At 63.3% G+C, this 23,509-nt stretch carries 18 protein-coding genes; 5 read left to right on the top strand and 13 right to left on the bottom strand.

Annotated elements, in window-relative coordinates:
* Nucleotides 1-11: 11 nt before the first annotated feature.
* On the bottom strand, nt 12-1,478 hold the full coding sequence (locus E5221_RS14790) for a GMC family oxidoreductase (RefSeq protein ID WP_247845878.1): 1,467 nt from the start codon (nt 1,476-1,478) through the stop codon (nt 12-14).
* 236 nt (nt 1,479-1,714) lie between these two features.
* Nucleotides 1,715-3,091 carry an oligosaccharide flippase family protein gene (locus E5221_RS14795; RefSeq protein WP_247845879.1) on the bottom strand — a complete coding sequence of 459 codons (1,377 nt, stop codon included), beginning with the start codon at nt 3,089-3,091 and terminating at the stop codon, nt 1,715-1,717.
* A gap of 96 nt (nt 3,092-3,187) precedes the next feature.
* Here E5221_RS14795 and E5221_RS14800 point away from each other — a divergent pair, with 96 nt between their 5' ends.
* The 3 genes from E5221_RS14800 (at nt 3,188) to galE (ending at nt 8,392) form a co-directional block, all read left to right on the top strand.
* Complete coding sequence (locus tag E5221_RS14800; RefSeq protein ID WP_247845880.1) at nt 3,188-4,714, top strand: O-antigen ligase family protein; 1,527 nt, start codon at nt 3,188-3,190, stop codon at nt 4,712-4,714.
* A gap of 5 nt (nt 4,715-4,719) precedes the next feature.
* Nucleotides 4,720-7,335, top strand: coding sequence for a cellulase family glycosylhydrolase (locus E5221_RS14805; RefSeq protein ID WP_247845881.1), 2,616 nt, complete (start codon nt 4,720-4,722; stop codon nt 7,333-7,335).
* A gap of 79 nt (nt 7,336-7,414) precedes the next feature.
* Complete coding sequence (galE, locus tag E5221_RS14810; RefSeq protein ID WP_061551820.1) at nt 7,415-8,392, top strand: UDP-glucose 4-epimerase GalE; 978 nt, start codon at nt 7,415-7,417, stop codon at nt 8,390-8,392.
* Between the two features lie 72 nt (nt 8,393-8,464).
* On the opposite strand, the gene E5221_RS14815 is transcribed toward galE, so the two are convergent.
* The 9 genes from E5221_RS14815 to E5221_RS14855 form a co-directional block, all read right to left on the bottom strand.
* Entirely contained in the window at nt 8,465-9,271 is an 807-nt protein-coding gene (locus E5221_RS14815; RefSeq protein WP_061551819.1) for a CpsD/CapB family tyrosine-protein kinase, read from the bottom strand.
* Nucleotides 9,272-9,281: 10 nt separating this feature from the next.
* Complete coding sequence (locus E5221_RS14820; protein ID WP_061551818.1) at nt 9,282-10,844, bottom strand: Wzz/FepE/Etk N-terminal domain-containing protein; 1,563 nt, start codon at nt 10,842-10,844, stop codon at nt 9,282-9,284.
* A 19-nt stretch (nt 10,845-10,863) separates the two neighbouring features.
* Nucleotides 10,864-11,979 (bottom strand): hypothetical protein, encoded by a 1,116-nt coding sequence (locus tag E5221_RS14825; RefSeq protein WP_024087164.1) that lies wholly within the window; start codon nt 11,977-11,979, stop codon nt 10,864-10,866.
* Between the two features lie 24 nt (nt 11,980-12,003).
* The gene (locus tag E5221_RS14830; protein WP_015270418.1) at nt 12,004-12,561 is read right to left on the bottom strand and encodes a polysaccharide biosynthesis/export family protein; all 558 of its coding nucleotides are present in this window, start codon (nt 12,559-12,561) and stop codon (nt 12,004-12,006) included.
* A 258-nt stretch (nt 12,562-12,819) separates the two neighbouring features.
* Nucleotides 12,820-12,996, bottom strand: a complete 177-nt coding sequence (locus tag E5221_RS14835) for a hypothetical protein (protein ID WP_013972718.1) — start codon at nt 12,994-12,996, stop codon at nt 12,820-12,822.
* 249 nt (nt 12,997-13,245) lie between these two features.
* Complete coding sequence (locus E5221_RS14840; protein WP_015270419.1) at nt 13,246-13,788, bottom strand: XRE family transcriptional regulator; 543 nt, start codon at nt 13,786-13,788, stop codon at nt 13,246-13,248.
* Nucleotides 13,789-14,010: 222 nt separating this feature from the next.
* Nucleotides 14,011-15,429 carry a TIGR00366 family protein gene (locus E5221_RS14845; RefSeq protein WP_013972720.1) on the bottom strand — a complete coding sequence of 473 codons (1,419 nt, stop codon included), beginning with the start codon at nt 15,427-15,429 and terminating at the stop codon, nt 14,011-14,013.
* 171 nt (nt 15,430-15,600) lie between these two features.
* Entirely contained in the window at nt 15,601-16,257 is a 657-nt protein-coding gene (locus tag E5221_RS14850; RefSeq protein WP_003260585.1) for a CoA transferase subunit B, read from the bottom strand.
* Nucleotides 16,258-16,292: 35 nt separating this feature from the next.
* Nucleotides 16,293-16,991 carry a CoA transferase subunit A gene (locus tag E5221_RS14855; RefSeq protein WP_015270421.1) on the bottom strand — a complete coding sequence of 233 codons (699 nt, stop codon included), beginning with the start codon at nt 16,989-16,991 and terminating at the stop codon, nt 16,293-16,295.
* A gap of 140 nt (nt 16,992-17,131) precedes the next feature.
* Here E5221_RS14855 and E5221_RS14860 point away from each other — a divergent pair, with 140 nt between their 5' ends.
* Both E5221_RS14860 and E5221_RS14865 read left to right on the top strand, forming a co-directional pair.
* Nucleotides 17,132-18,037 carry a LysR family transcriptional regulator gene (locus E5221_RS14860; protein ID WP_013972722.1) on the top strand — a complete coding sequence of 302 codons (906 nt, stop codon included), beginning with the start codon at nt 17,132-17,134 and terminating at the stop codon, nt 18,035-18,037.
* A complete protein-coding gene (locus E5221_RS14865) occupies nt 18,025-18,846 on the top strand; it encodes an aldo/keto reductase (protein ID WP_013972723.1) in 822 nt (273 codons plus the stop codon). Before E5221_RS14860 ends, E5221_RS14865 begins: the two co-directional genes overlap by 13 nt.
* 163 nt (nt 18,847-19,009) lie before the next feature.
* On the opposite strand, the gene E5221_RS14870 is transcribed toward E5221_RS14865, so the two are convergent.
* Complete coding sequence (locus E5221_RS14870; RefSeq protein ID WP_247845882.1) at nt 19,010-22,090, bottom strand: error-prone DNA polymerase; 3,081 nt, start codon at nt 22,088-22,090, stop codon at nt 19,010-19,012.
* Entirely contained in the window at nt 22,087-23,505 is a 1,419-nt protein-coding gene (locus E5221_RS14875) for a DNA polymerase Y family protein (RefSeq protein ID WP_061551815.1), read from the bottom strand. The genes E5221_RS14870 and E5221_RS14875 overlap by 4 nt, the downstream gene beginning before the upstream one ends.
* Nucleotides 23,506-23,509 lie beyond the last annotated feature (4 nt).

Below are 23,509 nucleotides of genomic sequence, written 5' to 3' on the forward strand. Positions count from 1 at the left end.
TACAACATGCATCACCCCACGGCGTCGCTGGCCGCGCTCAGCCTGGCATCGAGGTGGTCGGCCAGGCGTACCGCAAACTGCAGCAGCGGCATGGTCGGATTGCAAGCGCCGCCCGTGGCAAAGATGCTGCTGCCGGCGACATAAAGATTTTCGGTACCGAACACCTTGCAGTTGGTATCGACAACACCAAACTGCGCTGAAGACGCCATGCGCGTGGTACCCATGTGATGGGCATGTGGCGACAACTTCAGCGGTATCGAGGTGTCGTAAACGAAGTCATTGAGCTTGATGTAGCCCAGGTCCATGGCAGCCCACTGCTTGGCCAGCTCGCTTCCGATGCACTTGACGGTGTGCCGGTCATCAGCGGTCAGGGCCCAGTTGACATTGACCTTGGCCACGCCCAGTGCGTCCTTCTCCTCCAGCAGCGAAATGCGGCTTTGCAGGTTGGGAAACTGCTCGATCATGGTGCTGATGACGCCATCACCGGGGCAGTTGAACTTGGCCACGAAGGCGATCTTGCTGGCTACTCCCATGTCGCAGGCCAGGTTCTCCAGAAAATGCTTCACCTCGGCAGTACGACCATAGGTTTGCACATCAGCCAGCAAGGCGGCCCTGACGTTGCCCTTGCCTGCCTTGTACTCCTCAACGAAGGCATCGGTGGTGTAGTACTCGCGCGGGTCAGGGGCCAGCCTCGAATTGAGGATAAAGGTGCCAAGATCAATGTTCAGATGCTCCATGAAGCACCCGCCGACCAGCCCGTCCTTGCTCACGATCCCCGCCGCCGCCAACGACTCGCTGTTGAGCAGTTGCCGGGCATTCTCGATGGCACCTGTAGCGAGTACGAAGTTTCTTGCAACCAGGCGCTGGCGATTGCACTCGTAATCGGAAAGCACGACTGCAGCCAGGTGACCGGAGGCCTGGTCGAACTCCAGGTTCACGCAATTGCAGTTGATGAATACGTCCAGGCCCTGGGTCTGCTCCAGGGCCGTGGCGTACTTCTGCGCAAAGCGCGTTGGCGGGCTGAGCAGAAAGCGGTCCGGTTCGAAGTCACCGCCGTCGAGGCCATCATTCAACGCGCGAAAGTCCGCCCCTGGCGGCAGGTCGACGATATCCATGGCAGCAGGCAGGTAGCCTGCGATCTCCGAATAAGGAATGGGCCAGCCAGGCAAGTCGCCAATGGGGGGAACTGCGAAGTCCGAGGGGCTGAACGGCCGGCAACGGCCGGCCCAATGGTTGGATGTGCCGCCCAGGTAACGCAGGCGAGCTTCCCCGGCATACAGCTCCAGGCCAGTGGATGCACAGGCGTACAAGGCTTGCGAGTTCGCCGAGTACTCGCGCCCGCCACCTTCGGCAAGCAGGACGCTCCAGCCGGCGGCGGCCAGGCGCAGGCCCAGGGTGATACCGGCCGGGCCGGCGCCGATGATGCAGACATCGTAACTGTCGCGCAGCGCCTTCTGCTGCTGATAGTCCCTGATCATGCGTGCTCGTTCCGGAAGTAACGGGACGGCAGTACCCAGCCGTTGATCACCACGAACCCAGGCCTGCCAGCAGGTTGGCTGGCGACGGCTGGCGTAGCAGCGAACACCACACCACCTACACCCAGCAAGACACAACTCTGGAGAAACCCCCTACGACCCAATTGCGCAGTACAAAACGTAAGTTTCCCCATGATCCAATGACCTGCACCTTAGAAAGTTTCACCCGACAAGCCGAATTACAGCCAGTTGAAAAAGGCTGTCAGCAGCGCCCCGCAAAGCGCCCCGACCAGTAGCATCGGCAGTACCACCAGCTCACGCCTCAGGCTGAACATATCCAGCTTGCGATTCACGTACACGATCAACACAAGGGTTGGCACGGTATGCAGGGCAACCCCCCAGATCGCCCAGTCAACGCCACCGATCGCCAGCAACAGTGGCAGCCCCCCCCACAACGAGACCAGGCGGATGATGTTATCCATGGCCTGGTACCTGGTCAGGCCCAGGGCAATCCACACCTGATGAGCCAAGGTATAGCGCAATGTGAGGAACGACAGCGAAAGAATGGCCATCATCGGGCCAGCTTCACGGTAGCGATCGTCGTACAGCCAACCGATCAGCAACGGGCTGGCGGTCAGGAAGCCGCCACAGATGAACAGCACCAGCAGGTCGACCAGCAGGCGGAAGCGGTAATACAGCGCCTTGAGGCGCTCCTTGTCATCGGCCCGTGCCGCTTCGCTGAAGGCGGGCAGCGCCACCGCGCCGAAAACCTTCATCAGCGCGGTCTGCACGGCACCCAGGATCAACACGGCAATCGAGTACACACCCAGTTGTGCCGCCGTCATGCTGGCGCCAAACCACATGCGATCACCGTACATGGCCAGCACGCCGACCATCGACGACAACAGGATCCAGCGGCCGAACACGATCAGTTCGGTCAGCGCGCTGCGGTCCCACTGCAGGCGGTTGTCATGCCCCTCCAGGGCGGTGTGACCGAGCAGGGTCCAGGCCACGGCAGACACCAGGCCGGCGATCACCAGTGCCCACACTGAATGGGTCAGGTAGCCCAGCACCAGCATCACCACCAGGCCGACCGCCTGCGAGGCCAGGTCCACCAGCACCACGCGCTTCTGTTGGAAAGTCCGTACCGCGACATCTATCTTGGTGGACTGGAAGCCCCAGATCACCGCCGACAGCCCGGTTGCCGCCAGCACCATCGGCAACACCGGTGCGGCATAGGTGGAGTCCGCCGGCCACAGCTCGGCGAGCTGGGCGAACCAGGCCCCCAAGGCCAGCAGCAAGGTCAGGGCAAACAGCACGAAGCCGCGGATGATCTGCACGGTCCATGCAGTATTGAGAAAGTCCGGGTCGTCACCGCGATGGCTCTGGATGATGTTCTGCCGCAGGCCGACATCGGACAGTAGATGCAGGAGTACCGAAACGGTGGTGGCGATGACCATCACCCCGAACATTTCCGGCAGCAGCAAGCGGGCCATTATCAGGTTGCCGCCAAGGCGCATCACCTGTGACGCCACTTGTGCAACCAGGTTCCATGACCCGGCCCTCAGGGCCCGCTTGCGCAGGCTCGCGGTGGCAGACACATCAATCGACGGCATGAGAGCAATCTCTGACTGACTGGCTAAAAGGTCACTATAGTTTCAATCAGCCACGACGCTAGCCGTTGCCCACCGATGCAAAGGTGCACATAGCCAATGCCTGAACATTTTCGTGCGTTGATCGTCATCCTTTTTCTGGCGAGCGTGGTCTTCCTGCTGGCGCGGCGGCCTGCCACCGACCTGATTCCGCTGAGCGACTTCAAGCGCCGACGCAACCTGTGGTTCCTGCTTACCCTGCTGGCCTTCTTCTCGCACAGCTTCTGGCTGTACCTGGGTGCTGGCGCCGTCATCCTGTACATCGCCGGGCGCCGCGAACACAACCCCATGGCGCTGTTCTACATGCTGCTGTTCCTGATCCCGCCGGCTTCGGTGCAGGTGCCCGGGTTTGGCGTGGTCAATTACCTGGTCGACCTCAACCATATCCGCCTGCTGGCCCTGTGCGTGCTGTTGCCGGCGGCGCTGGCCCTGCGCCGGCAAGGCGACACCCTGCGCTTCGGCCGCACCTGGCCCGACAGGCTGTTGGCGGCCGGCCTGCTGCTGATGAGCGTGCTGTACCTGCGCGAGACCACCCTGACCGACACCCTGCGCCAGACGCTGTACCTGTTTGTCGACGTGTTACTGCCGTATTACGTGGCCAGCCGTGGCCTGCGCCAGATCAGCGATTTCAAGGACACCCTGCTGGCCTTCGTGCTTGCCTCATTCGTTCTGGCCCTGATCGGCGTGGCCGAGTACGTGCGCCACTGGCTGCTGTACAGTGCCCTGGTCGACGCCATGGGCGTGCCGTGGAGCATGTCCGGCTACCTGAGCCGTGGCGGTTCGCTGCGCGCCAGCGTCACCACCGGGCAGGCGATTGCCCTGGGCTATGTGATGAGCGTGGCCATCGGCCTGTTCCTGTTCGTCCAGGGTTACGTGCGCCGCCCCCTGCAGCGGGCCCTGGGCGCCCTGCTGCTGGCCGCAGGGCTGTTCGCGCCACTGTCCCGCGGCCCGTGGATCGGTGCCGTGGTCATCGTGGTGGTGTTCATCGCCCTGGGCAAAGGTGCGGTCAGGCGCCTGGCGCTGCTCGCTGCGGCCGGCATGCTGGCCCTGCCCTTGCTGACCATCGTGTCCGGTGGCGACAAGGTACTGGACATGCTGCCGTTCATTGGCAACCTCGAGAAAGAGAACATCACTTACCGCGAACGGCTGATGGACAACTCGTGGATCGTCATCCAGCGCAACCCGTTGTTCGGCTCGTTCGACTTCCGCAACACCCCGGAAATGCAATCGATGATCCAGGGTGACGGCATCATCGACATCGTCAACACCTACATAAACCTGGCACTGCGGGTCGGGCTGGTCGGGCTGGGCCTGTTCGTGGCGTTCTTCGCTGCCGTACTGCACGGTATCCGCAAGGCCATGCGCAGTTTCCCCGACAAGGACGACGAGCGACGCCAGCTCGGCCGGGCATTGCTGGCGACACTGATCGGCATCCTGGTGATCATCTTCACCGTCAGCAGCATCACCTTCATCCCGGTGGTGTACTGGACTGTCGCCGGACTGGGCGTGGCCTATGTCCAGATGGTTCGCAAGCTGCACAACAGCCAGGCCATCGCGCTGGCCGACCCCGCCCTTCAACCCAGGTGACACCTATGAACCTGCTCCCCCTGCGCCGCTGGGGTTTTCAAACCCTGCTGCGGGTTTCGGCCATCGCCGGGCTGGCCTCACTGCCGCTCGCCGGCTGGGCCTCAGCGTGGCAAGTCAGTGTCGATGAACAGAACGGCCTGCCCTTGGTGACCCGCGGTGGTGGGCCAGTGATGAAAGCCAAGTTCGACTTCTGGGCGGCCAACTGGAGCTGGACCGGTTTTTCCACCACGTTCAAGGTAGTTGGCCCCGACCACTACATGCTGCAGGGCAAGAACAAGGAACTGGACTTCGATCTGGCGGCGGATATCCGCAAGGAGCAGGCGCAAACCCTGGGCTGGGCCTTCGACCTCGAGGCCCACAGCCGCCAGGCCGGAGTAATGGGCGGTGGCATGGTGTTCGAGTTCGACCCTGCGCAAATTGCCGGGGGCATGGGTGCACCGCAGCTGCTGCCCGGCAACCGTGGCTGGTCATGGGGCAAGGCTGACCAGGGCCGCCGCATCGAAATGCGCTTCGACCCGCCGCTGGCCAAGGTGTATTTCGAGCGCGGCAACCCGTCCGAACTGCGTGCGTTCATTTACAGCGACCCGATCAACGCTGGTCGGCAGCAGATCAAGGCGGTGCTGAACATCACCGGCGACATCGACCTGGGGCCCACGCCCAGCGAACGCTTCGGCCTGGCCGACCCCGCCGGCTGGCCCGACGACCAGCTGGACTGGCGCACCTCGCCCGTGGACCTGTCATTCCTCAACGCCCCGGAAAAGCCTGCCGGCAAGCATGGCTTCGTCAAGGCTGTCGGCGAGCAGCTGATGTTCGAAAACAACACCCCAGTGCGCTTCTGGGGCACCAACCTGTCCGCCTATTCGCTGTTCAAGAGCCCCGACGAAGAAATCCGCCAACAGGCCAAGCGCCTGTCGGCACTGGGGTTCAACCTGGTGCGTTTGCATCACCACGACTCGCCCTGGGTCAGCCCGAACGTGTTCGGCGACGGCACCCTGGTGCGCGATACCCAGCAGCTCAGTGCCGAATCGCTGCGCAAGCTCGACTTGTGGATCAAGGCGCTCAAGGACGAGGGCATCTATATCTGGCTGGACCTGCACGTGCAGCGGGCGCTTACTGCCAATGACAATATCGATGACTTCAAGGAGCTGGCCAAGGGTGAGAGCCATGTCGACCTGAAGGGTTACGCCTATGTGAACCGAAGCATCCAACAGGCGATGACACGCTTTGCCGAGCAGTACCTGACTCATGTGAATGAATACACCGGCCTGGCTTACAAGGACGACCCCGCCATCGCTGCCGTGCTGCTCACCAATGAGAACGACCTCACCCAGCATTACGGTAACGCCCTGATGCCGAACAAGGACGTGCCGCGCCATAGCGAGCGCTACATGGAAGCGGCCAAAGCCTTCGCCAAACAATATGACCTGCCCACCGACCTCACCTGGCGCGCCTGGGAGCATGGCCCTTCGAAGCTTTTTCTCAACGACCTGGAACAGCGCTTCAACACCGACATGATCACTCACCTGCGCGGCCTCGGCGTGAAAGTGCCGATCGCCACCACCAGTACCTGGGGCGGCAATGGCCTGAGCGCGCTGCCGGCACTGACCACAGGCGATGTCATCGATGCCCATGGCTACGGTGCCAATGGCCAACTGGAGAAGAACCCGTTGACCAGCGACGGCGTGATCGACTGGCTCGCTGCCGCCCAGGTAGTCGGCAAGCCGCTGACCGTCACCGAGTGGAACGCCGAACCCTTCCCGCTGCCCGACCGCCACTCGCTGCCGCTGTACGTGGCCGGCACCGCCGCCCACCAGGGCTGGGACGCCATGATGCAGTACGCTTACAGCCAGCAGGCCTTCAACCCTGGCTGGCGCACGGCGGATAACTGGCACGCGTACAACGACCCGGCGATGATCGCCACCCTGCCCGCTGCCGCCCTGCTCTATCGCCGTGCGGATGTGAAGCCGGCCACTACCCGATACGTGTTCGCGCCGACGCCCGCCACCCTGTACAACCAGGAGATCACCCCGCGCAACTCGCCACTGCTGCGCACGGCCATGGAAAAGGGCCAACTGCAAATCGCCCTGCCACAGACGCCGGAGTTGCCCTGGCTGAAACCCGCCGCCATCCCTGCCGGTGCGCAGGTACTGCAGGACCCGGAGCAGTCCTTGCTGCCGGCCGACGCCACGGAAGCGGTCAGCGATACGGGCGAACTCAAGCGCAACTGGCAACAGGGCATCTATACCATCGATACACCGCTGACCCAGGCCGCCACCGGATGGCTGGGAGGTCGCTTGATCAGCCTGGGCGCCATCCAGGTGCAAGCACGAACGCCGTACGCCAGCGTCGTGGTGCAAAGCCTGGACGGCAACCCTCTGGGCCAGTCGCGTGAACTGCTGCTGTCGCTGGGTACCCGGGCCGTGCCGAAGGCCGATGACAAGACACCGTTCAACGTAGAGCCGTTTGCCGGCACCTTGAACATCAAGGCGCCTGCTGGCCTGAAGCTGTTCGCCCGGGATGCACAGGCCCAGTTGAAACCCTTGCCGATGGCTTACCAGGATGGACGCTACAGCATCACGTTCGACGGCAAGTACATGTCCAACTGGCTGTTCTTGAAATAGGGCATATGGCCATCTACCCTCACAACAGTCCTGTAGCTGAAAAGCGCAGCTGTACAACAGCAGAGTCCAGGAGGCATGGATGAAGTTTCTGGTTGTCGGTGGCGCAGGCTACATTGGCTCGCACATGGTCAAGCACCTGCTCGGTACGGGCCATGAGGTGGTGGTGGCGGACCTCGTCTCGCCCGGCCCCGGCGTCCAGTGGGCGAAACTGGACATCGCCGACGAGCCCGCCCTGGATGTGCTGTTCGGTGTTTGCCGCTTCGATGCCGTGTTCCACTTTGCCTCGTTCATCCAGGTGGGCGAGTCGGTCAGCGTGCCCGGCAAGTACTACCAGAACAATGTCGCGGCCACCCTTTCCCTCCTGCAGGCCATGGTGAATGCCGGTATCAGGCACCTGGTTTTTTCTTCCAGCGCAGCCGTCTACGGCAACCCGCAGTACGTGCCGATCGACGAAGCGCATGCCAAGGGGCCGATCAACCCGTATGGGTTGAGCAAATGGATGGTCGAGCAGATTCTCGAGGACTTCGACCGGGCCTATGGCTTGAAGTCGGTATGCCTGCGTTACTTCAACGCAGCGGGCGCAGACCCGGAGGGCCAGCTGGGAGAGCGTCATGACCCGGAAACCCACCTGATCCCGCTGATCCTGCAGGCCGCTTCGGGCCGCCGTGATGCGGTAACGGTATTTGGCCGCGACTACGACACGCCGGATGGCACCTGCATACGCGACTATGTGCATGTGGCCGACCTGGCGGCGGCTCATGCACTGGCGGTGGATTACCTGCTGGCGGGTGGCGAGCGAACCGCGTTCAACCTGGGCAACGGGCTGGGCTTTTCGGTGCAGCAGGTGATCGATACGGCCCGGGCGGTGACTGGCCGGCAGATCCGCACCCTCGACGCCCCCCGCCGCCCCGGCGACCCGCCCCGGTTGGTGGCGGATGCTGGCAAGGCCATGCACATGCTGGGCTGGCGGCCGGAGTTTGCCTCGCTGGAGTCGATTGTGCGGCATGCGTGGCAATGGGAGTTGCAGTACCCCTGGGCTCGCTACCCCACCCGCTGAAAGAGTGCGCCATACCTGTGGCAGCGGCCTTGTGTCGCGATGGGCTGCGAAGCAGCCCCAGAATACCGAGACTCAATAATAGGTTCGAGGCTGCTCGTCAGCTTTGTTCAATACCGTTCCCACCAGGTTCACCCTTGCCAGGTGATGCAGGCAATCCTCGATCTCCTTCCTGTTGTTCATACCGTTGGCCACCACCAGCAGCACACAGTCGAACTTGGGTATCACGGTGATCGCATCGTCAGAACTGAGCAATGGCGGCAAATCGAAAATGCAGATGCGCGACTCGTAGCGGTTGCGTAGTTCGCTGATCAGGTTGTTCACTTTGGGCGACGACAGCATTTCGGTGGACAACGGCACCGGCACCCGCGTGGGCAGCACCACGAACCGAGGCAAGGTCGGGTTGACCAGACAGTCCTGCAACTCGGCCTTGTCCGTCAGAAACTCGTTCAACGCCTGGTCCATGGGCAGGCCCAGGCTGCTGCCGACCTTGGGTCGACGCAGGTCGAAGTCCACCAGCAAAGCGGTCTTGGTGGTGTGGTGGGCGATGCTCATGGCCAGGTTGATCGCCAGCACCGTCTTGCCCGCTTCAGGGGTTGGCGAGGTGATGGCCAGGGTTCGCCAGCCATTCTCGTCCATGGTCCTGAGCACTTGCGTGCGCAGCAGGTCGATCGGCCCGTTCATGTTGGAGTTCTTGTTGTAGGCGACGATACGGTGACGCTCCAGGTGCTCCGCGCGCAACGGCACCACCTTGGTGTTCACGTAGTCGAACTGGCCAGGCACTTCCGCCAGTGCCGTACCAGGGGCGGGTGACAAGGCCTGGGGGGTACCCGGGGTAACCTGGTGAAGATTATTGCCGACAGCCTGCTTGGTCCTGTCCATCACTGCTTCCCTATGCAAACCGAGACATGACTTTGAACAACAGCACATCCAGTGGCATGTAGAACACGTGCACCAGCACTACCATGATAGCCGCCAGCGCCAGTGCCGCCACGATCAGCCAGTTGCGCCAACGCTTGCGCCTGGCCACATCGGCCTTGGTATCGATGTATGGCAGCGCCACCAGCACCCGCCTGCCCAGCAGGTTCTCCAGTGCACCGACGCCGCGAATGCGCTGGTTGAACATCTCCAGCAGCATCACCAGCGCACCGCCACCTGCCGGTGCCAGCACCAGGCCCAGCGCAGCGATCTTCTTGCGGTTGGGCTTGATCGGTTTCTCGGGCATCAGCGGTGGTTCAAGCAGTACAAAGCGCTCGGCCTTGTTCTCCTGTTCCAGGCTTTCGGTAATCTTCGCGCCCATTTCCTTGGCGCGGATTTCCTCGTACTTCTTGCGCGCGTTGTCGTGGTCACGCATCAAGGTAACCAGGCCACGCTCGACCTGCGGCGCCTCGAGGATCTCGGCCTCGTAGCCTTCCATCTTGCGGGTCAACTCGCGCTTTTGCTCGGCCAGCGAAGCAATGCGCTCCTGTGCCGCACTCATCTTGGCGCGCACGCGGGCGACATCGAGGCCGACCGTGGAGGCCGCTGCCGTGCGATTGCCACTGGCTTCGAGCGCCTGGATCCTGCGCTTGACCGCCACCACATCGGGGTGGGCTTCCTTGTAGCGGCTCAACAGCCGGGCATATTCGGCCTTCAGGCTGGGCAGGTCCTGGGGCTGCTCGGCACCGGCCGCCCTGGGGCCTTCGCCGGCCTTGGTTGCCAGCCCGGCATTGGCCGCGGACAGTTCCAGCTCAAGGTAACGCAGTTCTTCCTGGGCGGCCTTGTAATCACGGTCGACCTCGCGGAACTCCAGCTCCGACCGTGACAGCATGTTCATGCGCAAGGTCTGGTGCTCGGGCAAGGCGTTGGCGTGGGCCTGCTTGAAATCCGCCAGCTGGTTTTCCAGGTTGGCCAGCTCGGCACCCAGCTTGTTCGCCTCCTGGGTGAGGAACTCGGTGGTTTCGTTGGCCCGCTCGGTACGCTGCTTGAGGTTCTCGTTGAGGAACAGCGTCACCAACTCGTCGGCGACTTCCTTGGCCACCTCGGGCTGCTTGTGCTCGAAGGACACATTGAACGCCACGGTCGCTTCACCCCGCCCGCGCACGTATGTGGTAAGGGTTTCGACGACGATGGCGCTGCGCATGTGGTCGATCTTGTCGCTATCGCTGAAGCGCTTGTCGGGAAACAGGTTGTACTTGTCGATGATGCGCAGCAGGTTCTCGCGGGTCATCACCCGCTGGCGAATCACTTCGATGCGTTCATCGGCAAAGCTGGTGTTGTTGGTCGACACCAGCTCAGGGGAAATTTGCTGCGATTCCACCAGGATGGTGCCGGTCGATTGGTAGATCGGCGGCACCATCACCGCGACTGCGACGGTCGTGGCCAGGATGACTACGATGCTCACCCCCAATAACAGGGCCCTGTCCTTGATTATGGCAATGTAATCTCTGAGGGAGAGCTCGTAGTCAGACTTCATGGGGCCACCTGCCTGAAGTTCAGATGTCGGGGTACCTGTACGTCAACGTCAAACCCACGATCGTAGCGTTCGCATCAGCTTCGTTATCCTGCTGCCGTTCCTTGTACATCAGCGACAGGCGCAGGTCCCAGTACGGCGAAAACTCGCGGCTGGCCCACACGCTGTAAGTCTGCAGGGTGTTGGGGGTCTGCCCTTTGCTGTCTTGCCAGGCAGCGTCCGCGCCCACCCGGGTCAATTCGCTGACGGCGTAACTCCACACACCGCGCACCTGGTCCAGCTCGGCGAAGCCGCCTTCGGCGCTGGCTACCGTGCTGCGTTCGGCGGTGAAGCTGGCGACGGCGCGCGCACCGGTGTAAAGCAGCGCAACCCCACCCTCCCCGCGTCGGCCACCTTCGTCACCGGAAACCTCGGTGACACCCACATGCGCATCGGCGCTGAGGCTTTCGGAAAACTGGTACTTGACCCCGACCGCGGGGCTGTAGCTGTTGGACGCCGTCGCCGTCTGGTCCTCCTCGGGCTCATAGCGCCGGGCACCAAAGCGGCTGTACAAATCAGCCCGCTCGCTCCAGGCGTAGGTCCAGGTGAACACGTTGCCCAGTTCTTCGTAACCCGTCAGCGTACTGATGTCATAACGGGCACGGTTGTACGTGGTTTCGTTGCTCAAGGTGCTACGCTCGGTAACCGCCTGGCTCCAGTTGCCGGTCAGCGTATACAGCTTTTGCGTGCCATCGGTGGTGACCACACCGGTATCCAGCACCGTTCCCGACAGCGTCGAACTTTCGTTGTAACGCGCCAGCAGGCCAAACCGCCCGCGCTCGGTCTGACGCTGCCAGCCCAGGCTCACGTCAGGGTCCTCACGGTTGTCGACCACCGCCGTGTCGGACGAGCGCAATACATTCATGCCCAGCCCCAACCTCAGTTCGTCCCGGTCGAAGGTACCGATCAGGGTGTAATCCGGCGCGATGATCGTGCGCGTTATGCCCTTTTCACCCGACGACAGCAGCAAGGGGTTGCTGTCATGTTCGACGGATGTCGGTACCACTACCGTAGACTGCCAATTTGCTGCCAAGACCGTGTTCGTAAACGGCAACACCAAGATTGCCGTTGCAATACTAGTTGTTCTGAGAAGAGGCATTAAGTGTTCTTATTAAAGGCAAGATCAAGGGACGACCAGCGTATCGCCAGCCTGAAGTTGGATGTTGGTGGACATATCCCGGCCAGACACCAGGTCTCTATATCGCACGGGCAGGATTTTTTGGGAAGCGCCAGTGCCGCGCACCACTTTGATTTCGCTTTCATCTGCAAACTTGTCCAGGCCGCCAGACATGCTCAGGGCCTGCAACACTGCGGTAGGGCCCGCCATCTGTACCGGCCCGGGCTTTATCACTTTGCCTTGTACATAGACCAGGTTGCCGGCGATGCTCTTGACGACAACGCTGACGTTCGGGTCGGGGAGGAATTTCTCGAGTTTGGCAGCCACTTGTTTTTCAACGGTCGTCACATCCAGCCCGGCAACATCGATGCGACCTGCCAGGGGGAACGTGATACTTCCATCGGGAAGTACGGTGGCTTCCTGGCGCAGGCTATCTTCCTGCCACACCGAAACCATCACCACATCGCCGGGGCTGAGCAGGTAGGTAGCACTGCTCGGGTCGGCCTTACCGGCACCAGACCACACCATCAGCATGCAGAACGCGGCAAACATTGAACGCACCATGAGGGTCCCTCCGGCCGAAAAGGCCCGACAAAGAGCACTGAATGAGAACAGCACACCAACTCTCGCTCCGCTTCGCGGCATACGCCAACCGCGATAACCTCGATCTTTACGAGGCCTTGCCTTGACGCTGTGCAGCCTGGGCTTTGCTGCCTGCAACCGTGGACCTGCACGGGCTACTGGCAATATAGCAACGGCTGGGGAATTGACAAGCGAGGCCCCGGGCCGCTGGCGTCAAGGTTAGAACCCAGGCTGGCGGATTCAGATCTTTCTCCTGTTGGCGACAGCTACAAAGCCAACGACAGCAAATGCAAAGAACCACCCTGCCGTTGAAACAGGGACGATACTGTTCTGATTGATATACATATCCGCGGCACGCGCTGCGCCACTTAACAGCGCCAGCAAAGACATCGATTTGATAATCAGAGCCGTGCGCATACGCCCTCCTGAAGAGGAAAATCAACTGTTTGTTGGCGTGGTGTTCGGGAGTTGTTTCACCGTTGAGATGAGCTTATGAACACAATGACATTGCGTCAACGATTCGACACTATAATAAAATTCAATGGGCGCCGGACAATATAGTCAAAATATCGACGCGCAAATTGAGCATAGGGCGCTGCATTGGTGGCGCCATAGTTTCATCGCTGAGAAAGGCAAGGCCGTGGGGCGCTTTGGCGCCCCGGCATGTTATTCGTCTGTGTGATGCACCACGACCAGCAACTGCGCCGGCAGCGGCCCCACCGACCTTAGCCGGTGTGGTGTCTGGGCATTGAAATGCAAGGCATCGCCTTGCTCCAGCAGTACCCGCTCGCTCATGAAGTCCACTTCCACCTGGCCGGCGTGGACGAACAGGAATTCTTCGCCCAGGTGCTCCTTGAACGTAGGGTCGCTGAACTCGGTCGGCGGCTGGATCAGGAACGGCAGCAGGCTGCGCTGCCCGACCTGGCTGGTGAGGGCCGAGTACCCCGGCCCTGCCCCGTCACCCACCAATGCCTGGCGCTCGCCATGGCGTACCAGGCTGTAGCGGTTCTGGCCGGTCTGCTCTTCGGCGAACAGTTCTTCGACATTGACATTCAGTGCCCGCGCCAGCTTCAGCGCGGCGGCGATCGAGGGGGTGTTCAGGCCACGTTCGACCTTGGACAGGTAGCTCTTGGTCATGCCGGTCTTGTCGGCCAGCAACTCCAGGGTCATCCCCAGTTTCTTTCGCAGCAGTTTCAATCGGATAGACATGTGACGCGGATTTCCCAGGCGAAGGCAGCCTGGTAATGATACGTGGACTGCTCAGGAAATGCTGGGGCTGCTGCGCTGAGTCTTGTAGGAGCGGCCTTGTGTCGCGATGGGGCTGCAGAGCAGCCCCGGCAATTTGTGCACTATTGCTGAAACCCTGGGGCCGCTTTGCGGCCCTATCGCGACACAAGGCCGCTCCTACAAAAAGCCAGCGCAGGCCCAGGGTTACGGCATCACCGGCGGCAGGTACTGCAACGTCGTACCCAATGCCCACAGCAACACCAGCACCAGCGGCACGTGCACCAGCAACTGCACGAACGAGAAGCCGATCAGGTCGCGTGCCTTGAGCCCCAGTACCCCCAGCAGCGGCAGCATGTAGAACGGGTTGATCAGGTTCGGCAAGGCTTCTGCGGCGTTGTAGATCTGCACTGCCCAGCCCAGGTGGTACTGCAGGTCATTGGCCACCAGCATCACGTACGGGGCCTCGATGATCCACTTGCCACCACCCGATGGGATGAAGAAGCCCAGCACCGCCGAGTAGACGCCCATCAGCACGGCATAGGTGTCATGCGTGGCGATCTGGGTGAAGAACAGTGAAATGTGGTGGGCCAAAGTCTGCTCGTCGACGCCCTTCACCTGGGTGAGAATGGCAGCGATCGAACCATACAGCGGGAACTGGATCAGCACCCCGGTGGTGGTCGGAACCGCACGCGCCACCGCATCGAGGAAGCTGCGCGGGCGCCAGTGCAGCAAGGCACCGAGCATGATGAACAACAGGTTGTAGGTGTTCAGCCCGGAAATGGCGGTAATCGCCGGTTTGGTGGCGAACTCCTGGTACAGCCAGCCGGCGGCCAGGGCCACCAGCAACAGGATCAGGATGGGGCTGTGTTCCAGCCACTCGCCCGGGCGGGTACGCTGGGGTGCCGGTGGCGCGGTGAAGCTGGGGTCGACCCCGCAGTCCTGGGCGCTGCGCGCGCTGTTCGGGCCCGGCGCCGTGGCGTAGGCGATCACCAGCGAGACCACTACCAATGCCGCCAGCATCACGCCGGACTGCCAGAGGAAGATGGTCTCGGTGAACGGGATCACCCCGGTAATCGACAGGATCGACGGTGGCAGGCTGGCCGGGTTGGCCTGCAGTTGCGCCGCCGACGAAGACAGGCCCAGCGCCCACACGGCGCCCAGGCCCAGGTAGGCGGCGGCGCCGGCGGCGCGGTAGTCCATCTTCAGTTCGGTGCGTCGGGCCAGGGCGCGCACCAGCAGGCCGCCGAACACCAGCGACAGGCCCCAGTTGAGCAGCGATGCCAGCATCGAGATCAGCGCCACCCAGCACACGGCCGAACGGCCATTGCCGGGGATGCGCGCCAGGCGGTCGATCAGGCGCGCGGCGGGCGGCGAGCTGGCCACCACATAGCCGCCGATGACCACGAAGGCCATCTGCATGGTGAAGGGGATCAGGCTCCAGAAGCCATCGCCAAAGGCCTTGGCAGTGTCGGTCGGCTTGGCGCCCATGGCCAGGGCGCCGATGCACACCAGCAGTACTGCCAGGGCGGCAAACACCCAGGAATCGGGGAACCAGCGTTCGGCCCAGTTGGAGCAGCGCAAGGCAAAGCGCGCGGAACGGCTGTCTTGGATTTCAGCGGCCACAGTTCAATTCCTTTTATTGGTTTTATCGGATACATCAGCAAAAACGCAAAACCCCTGTAGGAGCAGCCTTGTGCTGCGAAGCGGCCAGTACAGACAACACATCTCGTGCATGCCTGCGCTGGCCGCTTCGCAGCACAAGGCTGCTCCTACAGGGGCGTGACGCTAGCGATCTTAGAAGGTCATTTCCTTCACATCATCCGGCACGATCAGCTTGCCGGCGGTTTTCTCGATGATTTCCTCGATGCTCACCCCAGGCGCGGTCTCGCGCAGGATGAAGGCGCCGTCTTCGATTTCCAGGTAGGCCAGGTCGGTCAGCACCTTGCGAATGCAGCCAGCACCGGTCAATGGCAGGCTGCACTGCGGCAGCAGCTTGGACTCGCCGTCCTTGGAAGCGTGGGTCATGGTGACGATGATGTTCTCGGCACCGGCCACCAGGTCCATGGCGCCGCCCATGCCCTTCACCAGCTTGCCCGGGATCATCCACGAAGCGATGTTGCCTTGCACATCCACTTCGAAAGCGCCGAGCACGGTCAGGTCGACGTGGCCGCCACGGATCATGGCGAACGACTGCGCCGAATCGAAGATCGAGGCACCGCGGCGGGCGGTGACGGTCTGCTTGCCGGCGTTGATCATGTCGGCATCGATGGTGCCTTCGGTGGGGAATTCGCCCATGCCGAGCAGGCCGTTTTCCGATTGCAGCATCACATCCATGTCGGCGGGTACGTAGTTGGCCACCAGGGTCGGAATGCCGATGCCCAGGTTTACGTAGTAGCCGTCCTTCAGTTCACGGGCGACGCGTTGCGCCATCTGTTCGCGGGTCAGTGCCATGGTCAGGATCTCTTTGTTGTTCTGGTGGATGGCGCTCAGGCCTTGACGGTGCGCTTTTCGATACGCTTTTCGAAGGTGCCGACGATGACGCGGTCCACGTAGATGCCCGGGGTGTGGATCTCGCTGGGCAGCAGCACGCCAGGTTCGACGATCTCTTCCACTTCGACCACGGTGATCTTGCCGGCGGTGGCCGCCAGCGGGTTGAAGTTTTGCGCGGTGTTGCGGTACACCACGTTGCCGTAGTGGTCGGCCTTCCAGCCCTTGACGATGGCGAAGTCGCCGGTGATGGATTCTTCGAGGATGTACTTGCGGCCGTTGAATTCGCGCACTTCCTTGCCGTCGGCAACCGGGGTGCCGTAGCCGGTGGCGGTGTAGAAGGCCGGGATGCCGGCGCCACCGGCGCGCATTTTCTCGGCGAGAGTGCCTTGCGGGGTCAGCTCCACTTCCAGCTCGCCGCTCAGCAGCTGGCGTTCGAACTCGGCGTTCTCGCCCACGTAGGAAGCGACCATCTTGCGGATCTGCCGGTCTTCCAGCAGCACGCCCAGGCCAAAGCCGTCGACACCGCAGTTGTTGGAGACTACGGTCAGGCCCTTGACGCCACGGCGCTTGATTTCGCTGATAAGGTTTTCAGGGATACCGCACAGGCCGAAACCACCAGCCAGTACCGTCATGTTGTCGGTCAGGCCTTCGAGGGCCTGTTCATAGGTTGCAACGCGCTTGTCCAGTCCGGCCATGCTGATCCGCCTTTTGTAGTTGTTGAACCGACGAGGCTGTCGGTGAGCGTGTGGGGACATCTTCACCGCAAGCGACTGATTTGTTAATTTTGTTTTCATCATCGATTGATAACTTTTGCAAAACAACCAACAGGCCTGTCATGAACGTCAAGCAACTGCGCGCCTTTGTCGCTGTGGCCAAGTACCAGAGCTTCGCCCAGGCCGGTGAACACCTGCATGTCTCGCAACCGGCACTGAGCCTGACCATCAAGGCCCTGGAAGAAAACCTTGGCGGCGCCCTGCTCAGCCGCACCACGCGCAGCGTCAGCCTGACTGCCGAGGGCGAGGTGCTGCTGCCGCTGGCACGGCGCCTGCTGGCCGACTGGGACGACACCGAAGAAATGCTGCGCCAGCGTTTCACCCTGCAACTGGGCCGGGTTTCGGTGGCGGCCATGCCGGCCTTTGCCGGCAACCTGCTGCCCCACTCGCTGAAGGTATTTCGCCAGCGTTACCCGAAGGTCAACGTCACGGTGCACGATGTGATCAACGAACAGGTGCAGGAACTGGTGCGCCATCGCCGCGTCGAACTGGGCATCGGCTTCGAACCGGACAACAACGATGGCCTGGATTTCCACCCGTTGTACATGGACCGTTTCGTCGCCGTGGTGCCCGCCGATTCGCCCTTGGCGCAGCTGCCCCAGGTCAGCTGGGCACAATTGCTGGCCGAAGACTTCGTGGCCCTGCAACGCCCTTCGGCGGTGCGCCTGCTGATGGAGCAGAACGTGGCCGCCCGCCACGGCAAACTCGCGGTGGCTTTCGAGAGCCATCAGTTGTCTACCGTCGGGCGCATGGTCGCCAGTGGGCTGGGGGTCAGTGCCGTGCCGGCACTTTGCATCAATCAGATGCAGGAACTTGGCGCCCGCTGCGTGCCCTTGGTCGAGCCCACGGTCGAGCGCCGCATCGGTGTGATTGCTCTTAGCGAACACAAGCTTTCCACGGCAGCGCAAGCGCTGCTCGAGGTACTGCTTTCCAATACCCGCATCCCGGAGGTGACATGCGTTACGTGAAACTGGCAGGTTCGAGCGTTCCGGCCATCGGCCAGGGCACCTGGTACATGGGTGAAGATCCGGCTCGCAAGGCGGCCGAGGTGGCGGCCCTGCAACAGGGTATCGAACTTGGCCTGAGCCTGATCGATACCGCCGAGATGTATGCCGAAGGTGGCGCGGAAGAAGTGGTTGGCCAGGCCATTGCCGGGCGCCGCGACCAGGTGTTCCTGGTCAGCAAGGTGTATCCGCACAATGCCAGCCTGCGCGCCATGGCCGCCGCCTGCGAGCGCAGCCTCACCCGCCTGGGCACCGACTGCATCGACCTGTACCTGCTGCACTGGCGCGGCCAGCACCCACTGGAAGAAACCGTCGAAGCGTTCGAGCGCTTGCGCGAGCAAGGCAAGATCAAGCGCTGGGGTGTTTCCAATTTCGATGTCGACGACCTGCGCGAACTGCACAACCCCGATTGCGCCACCAACCAGGTGCTGTACAACCCGGCCCAGCGTGGCATCGAGTTCGACCTGTTGCCGTGGTGCGAAAAGCGTGCGCTGCCGACCATGGCCTACTGCCCGCTGGCCCAGGCCGGGCGCCTGCTGCAGCACCCGGTGCTGGCGGAAATCGCCGAGCGCCATGGGGCCACGGTGGCCCAGGTCAGCCTGGCGTGGGTGACACGCAATGACGGGGTGATAGCCATCCCCAAGGCCGTGACGCCCGAGCATGTGCGGCTGAATGCCGCTGCGGGTGCGCTGACCCTGACCGGCGAAGACCTGCGGGCGATCGACCGGGCGTTCCCGGCACCGACGCGCAAGCAGCGGTTGGCGATGGTGTAGCGAAGAGAACTGAATTCGCAAGTAATCCTCGTACCCTGTGGGAGCGGCTTTAGCCGCGAAGAATTCAACGCGGTGCATGGCACCGGCTGCGCCGGTGTTCGCGGCTAAAGCCGCTCCCACAGGGACCGCGCAAAAATCAGGGTTTTGCGTGAGATGCCGGGGATCAATGGAAGTCCCGGCTGCGTACATCCAGCCCTTGCAACAACGGGCTCACATCCTCCAACCGCCGTGCTATCAGGTGGCGCACGCCATTCTCCTGCTCCAGCCGCCCGCTGACCTTGAGCAACTGCGCCCCCACCAGTGCCCGCCGCTGCCGTTCGGCAAGCGCCCGCCACACCACCACATTGACCATGCCGTGCTCGTCCTCAAGGGTGACGAAGGTCACGCCGCTGGCGGTCTGTGGCCGCTGGCGGCCCACCACCAGCCCGGCCACGGCAATGTTGTCACCATGCCCGACATCTTGCAGCTCGCGCGAACTGCGACAGCCCAGGGCCCGCAGGCGTGAGCGCAACAAGGTCAGGGGATGCGGCCCAAGCGTGGTACCCAGGGTCTGGTAATCGGCCATCAGGTCTTCTGCCACACTGGGGACGGGCAGTTCGACGGTACGTTCCGGCAAGGCTTCGATATCGGCGAACAAAGGCAGCTGCGGCTGCACCGCCGCCACCTGCCAGCGCGCCTGGTGCCGGTCGCTGGCCAAGGCGCGCAACGCGCCGGCATCGGCCAGGTGGGCGCGGGCACGCGAATCGAGCCCGGCACGCAGGCACAGGTCTTCGACATCGCGCCATGGCCGCTGCGCCCTCGCCTGCTCCAGGCGCCTGGCATCAGCCTCGGCAAGGCCGCGTACCAGGCGCAAGCCCATGCGAATGGCCAGCACCTCGCCAGGCTCAGGCTCGAGCGTGCAGTCCCAGTCACTGTGGCACACATCGACCGGCCTGACCTCGATACCTTGGCGCCGGGCCTCTTGCAGCAACTGGTCGGGGCTGTAGAAACCCATGGGCCAGCTGTTGACCAGCGCGCAGGTGAAAATCGCCGGTTCATGGCACTTGAGCCAGCTGCTGGCATAGCACAACAAGGCAAAACTGGCCGCGTGCGATTCCGGAAAGCCATAACTGCCAAAGCCCTTGATCTGCTCGAAGATGCGCTCGGCAAACGCCAGGTCATAACCATTGCGCAACATGCCCTGCACCAGCCGCTCGCGGTGCGGTTCCAGGCCGCCGTGACGCTTCCAGGCGGCCATGCTGCGGCGCAACTGGTCGGCCTCGCCCGGGGTGTAGTCGGCCGCGACCATCGCCAGCTCCATCACCTGCTCCTGGAACAGCGGCACACCCAGGGTGCGCTCGAACACTGCCTTCAGTTGCGGCGAGGGATAGGTCACCGGTTCCTGCTTCAGGCGCCGGCGCAGGTAAGGGTGGACCATGTCGCCCTGGATCGGCCCGGGGCGGACGATGGCCACCTCGATGACCAGGTCGTAGAACTTTTCCGGCCGAAGCCGCGGCAACATGGCCATTTGCGCGCGCGACTCGATCTGGAACACGCCCATGGTCTCGGCACGGCTGATCATCGCGTAGGTAGCCGGGTCTTCGGCGGGGATGGTCGCCAGGGTCAGGTGCTGGCCACGGTGGCGTTGCAGCAGGTCGAAGCAACGGCGCAAGGCGCTGAGCATGCCCAGCGCCAGCACGTCGACCTTGAGCAGGCCCACCATGTCCAGGTCGTCCTTGTCCCACTGGATCACCGTGCGCTCCGGCATCGCGGCATTCTCCACCGGCACCAGCTCGTCCAAGGGTTGCTGCGAGATGACGAAGCCGCCCGGGTGCTGTGACAGGTGCCGAGGGAAGCCGATCAGTTCGCCGGCCAGCACCAGCACCCGGCGCAGCGAAGGGCTGCCCGCCTCGAAGCCGGCCTCGGCCAGGCGCTGGTCGTCGGGTATGCGATCGCTCCAGCGGCCACAGCATTTGGCCAGGGCGTCCACCTGGTCGGCGGGCAGCCCCAGCACCCGCGCCACATCCCGCACCGCACCGGCGGCATGGTAGGTGTTGACCACCGCAGTGAGCGCCGCCCGGTGCCGGCCATAGCGGCGGAACACATACTGGATCACCTCCTCGCGCCGGTCGTGCTCGAAGTCCACGTCGATGTCCGGCGGCTCGTTGCGCTCGCGCGACAGGAAGCGCTCGAACAACAGGTGGTGTTGCATGGGGTCGAGCTCGGTGATGCCCAGCACGAAGCACACCACCGAGTTGGCTGCCGAGCCCCGCCCCTGGCACAGAATGCGCTGGCTGCGGGCGAAGGCGACGATGTCGTGCACAGTCAGGAAGTAGCTTTCGTAGCCCAGCTCCTCGATCAGCGCCAGCTCCTTGGCCAGCACATCCCGCACCTTGCTGCTCGGCCCGTTTGGCCAGCGCGACGGCAAACCCTGCTGGCACAACTCGCGCAACCAGCTCGCCGGGGTATGCCCCTGGGGCACTAGTTCGCAGGGGTACTGGTATTTCAATTCGCTCAGCTCGAACTGGCAGCGCGCAGCGATGGCCAGGGTCTCGGCCAGCAAGTCGGCGGGATAGAGTTCGCCCAGTTGCGCCTGGCTGCGCAGGTGCCGCTCGCCATTGGCAAACAGGAAGCGCCCGGCCTCGGCCACCAGGCAATGCTGGCGAATGGCGGTCATGCAATCCTGCAGGGCGCGGCGACCGCGCACGTGCATGTGCACGTCGCCACAGGCCACGGCGCGGATGCCGACCCTGGCCGCCAGGCTACGCAAGCGTTCAAGGCGCAAGGTATCGTCACTGCCGCGGTGCAGGTGCACGGCCAGCCACAGGCGCTCACCGAACACGCCGTGCAGCCACTGCCCGGGGGTGGCATCGCCGCTGTCATCGGCTACCCACAATGCCAGCAGGCCTTGATGGTGCTGCTGCAGGTCATCGCGAAACAGTTGGTACTCGCCCTTCTGCGCCCGCCGCCGGGCCCGGGTGATCAACGCGCACAGGTTCTGGTAGCCGGCCAGGTCCTGCACCAGCAGCACCAGCCTGGGGCCGTCCTGCAACTGCACTTCACTGCCCACGATCAGCCGCAGCTGGTGTTCCTTGGCCGCCTGCCAGGCACGGACGATACCGGCCAGGGTGCATTCGTCGGTGATCGCCAGCGCCTGGTAGCCCTGTTCACGCGCGCGCCGGAACAGCTCGTCGGCGCTCGACGCGCCGCGCTGGAAGCTGAAGTTGGACAGGCAGTGCAGCTCGGCATAACCCGGGGTGTTCATGCGAACCAGCCCTGCAGCCACAACGGGCCGGCCTTGCCCAGGTCGCGGTAGGCCCAGCCGCGCAGGCCGTCACGGGTTTCGATACGGTAATAGTCGCGGCGCACATCGCCGCCATCCCACCAGCCCGATTCGATGCGCTCGGCATGGCCTTGCAGGCGATAGCCGCCTTCGTCCAGCGCCATGGGGGCCGACAGCAGCCAGCCAGGGCGGCTGCCAGGAACGACCGGCATGCTGCCCTGGGCACCCTGCTCTACCGCTTGCCAGGCGCATTCGGGGCGATGATCGGCTGCCGCGCTCAGGCCCTTGACCGCCTCATCCCCCAGGCGGGCGCGTAGCCGTTCGCGCAATTGTTCCCAAGGTTGCGCCTGTTGCGCACGCGGGTCGAACAATGCCTGGTGTTGCGGCACGAAGGGTGGCAGGTCCTCGGCAACCAGCCGCAGGTTGCGCACAGGTGCGGGAATGCGTAGCGGCTCCAGGCGCCCGCGCGCCAGTTCGAACAGCATCGCAGCATCGCGTTCGGCGGCCAGCAGGCCCACCTTCAGCAAGGTATCCGGCCCTTCGGCATGCTCCAGGTGCAGGCAGAAACGCTGCACGCCACAGTCACGCCCGGCGAGGAACGCGGCAAGGTCGTTGAGCATGCGCCGCAGCGGGAACAGCAGGGCCTGGTGTGATTCGACGTCGAAGTTCAGCTCCAGCCGGGTCTCGAAACGGTCCGGGGGATGGTAAAAGCCCAGCCCCAGGTTGCGCAGGCCGAGCAACTGGTCAAGGTGCAGCTGCACCTGGGCCGGAAAGCGCCTGGCCAGGCTGTCGCGGGGCAAGGCCAGCACCTGGCTCAACTGGCGCAGGCCCATGCGGGCAAAGGCCTCGGCAGCCTGCGCAGGCAGGCCGATACGCTCGATGGGCATGCCCAGCAGCGCCGCACGGGTGGCATCGGCATCCATCACGGCCAGGCCATCGTGAGCATTGGCAAGCATGCGCGCCGCCACCGGGTTGCTGGCCAGGACGATGCGTTGGCGCAAGCCCAGCTCCGCCAGCTCCTGGCGCAGACGGGCCTCGAACAGCGGCCAGGGGCCGAACAGCTGCAGGCTGGAGCCCACCTCCAGCAACAGCGCCCGTGGGTAGTGCAGGCTGACCTGGGCACTGAAGCGGTAGGCCCAGGCTGCCAGCAACTGCTGCACCTGGTCGATGCGCCTGGGTTCGGCTTCGACGCAGCTGAAGCCATCGGCCAGCGCACGCGCCGCCGTCAGGGTTTGCCCGGCCCGCAGGCCGAGCGCGGCCGCCGCCGGGTTGACGGCCTGCAGCACGCGTCGCTGGGTCGGCCCGCCAAGCAGCACCAGGGGGGTATCGGGGTCGTCACGCTCACGCAGGACCGTGTCCAGCGCCAGCTGCGGAAGCAGGATGCAGGCCCAGAGCATGTTG

Source organism: Pseudomonas sp. A2 (assembly GCF_023100865.1).
Lineage (GTDB): Bacteria > Pseudomonadota > Gammaproteobacteria > Pseudomonadales > Pseudomonadaceae > Aquipseudomonas > Aquipseudomonas asiatica.

What these genes read in the sequence shown, in the direction of transcription:
- E5221_RS14790 (WP_247845878.1), bottom strand. Translation starts at nt 1,478, where the DNA reads ATGATCAGGGACTATCAGCAGCAGAAGGCGCTGCGCGACAGTTACGAT.
- E5221_RS14795 (WP_247845879.1), bottom strand. Translation starts at nt 3,091, where the DNA reads ATGCCGTCGATTGATGTGTCTGCCACCGCGAGCCTGCGCAAGCGGGCC.
- E5221_RS14800 (WP_247845880.1), top strand. Translation starts at nt 3,188, where the DNA reads ATGCCTGAACATTTTCGTGCGTTGATCGTCATCCTTTTTCTGGCGAGC.
- E5221_RS14805 (WP_247845881.1), top strand. Translation starts at nt 4,720, where the DNA reads ATGAACCTGCTCCCCCTGCGCCGCTGGGGTTTTCAAACCCTGCTGCGG.
- galE (WP_061551820.1), top strand. Translation starts at nt 7,415, where the DNA reads ATGAAGTTTCTGGTTGTCGGTGGCGCAGGCTACATTGGCTCGCACATG.
- E5221_RS14815 (WP_061551819.1), bottom strand. Translation starts at nt 9,271, where the DNA reads ATGGACAGGACCAAGCAGGCTGTCGGCAATAATCTTCACCAGGTTACC.
- E5221_RS14820 (WP_061551818.1), bottom strand. Translation starts at nt 10,844, where the DNA reads ATGAAGTCTGACTACGAGCTCTCCCTCAGAGATTACATTGCCATAATC.
- E5221_RS14825 (WP_024087164.1), bottom strand. Translation starts at nt 11,979, where the DNA reads ATGCCTCTTCTCAGAACAACTAGTATTGCAACGGCAATCTTGGTGTTG.
- E5221_RS14830 (WP_015270418.1), bottom strand. Translation starts at nt 12,561, where the DNA reads ATGGTGCGTTCAATGTTTGCCGCGTTCTGCATGCTGATGGTGTGGTCT.
- E5221_RS14835 (WP_013972718.1), bottom strand. Translation starts at nt 12,996, where the DNA reads ATGCGCACGGCTCTGATTATCAAATCGATGTCTTTGCTGGCGCTGTTA.
- E5221_RS14840 (WP_015270419.1), bottom strand. Translation starts at nt 13,788, where the DNA reads ATGTCTATCCGATTGAAACTGCTGCGAAAGAAACTGGGGATGACCCTG.
- E5221_RS14850 (WP_003260585.1), bottom strand. Translation starts at nt 16,257, where the DNA reads ATGGCACTGACCCGCGAACAGATGGCGCAACGCGTCGCCCGTGAACTG.
- E5221_RS14855 (WP_015270421.1), bottom strand. Translation starts at nt 16,991, where the DNA reads ATGGCCGGACTGGACAAGCGCGTTGCAACCTATGAACAGGCCCTCGAA.
- E5221_RS14860 (WP_013972722.1), top strand. Translation starts at nt 17,132, where the DNA reads ATGAACGTCAAGCAACTGCGCGCCTTTGTCGCTGTGGCCAAGTACCAG.
- E5221_RS14865 (WP_013972723.1), top strand. Translation starts at nt 18,025, where the DNA reads ATGCGTTACGTGAAACTGGCAGGTTCGAGCGTTCCGGCCATCGGCCAG.
- E5221_RS14870 (WP_247845882.1), bottom strand. Translation starts at nt 22,090, where the DNA reads ATGAACACCCCGGGTTATGCCGAGCTGCACTGCCTGTCCAACTTCAGC.
- E5221_RS14875 (WP_061551815.1), bottom strand. Translation starts at nt 23,505, where the DNA reads ATGCTCTGGGCCTGCATCCTGCTTCCGCAGCTGGCGCTGGACACGGTC.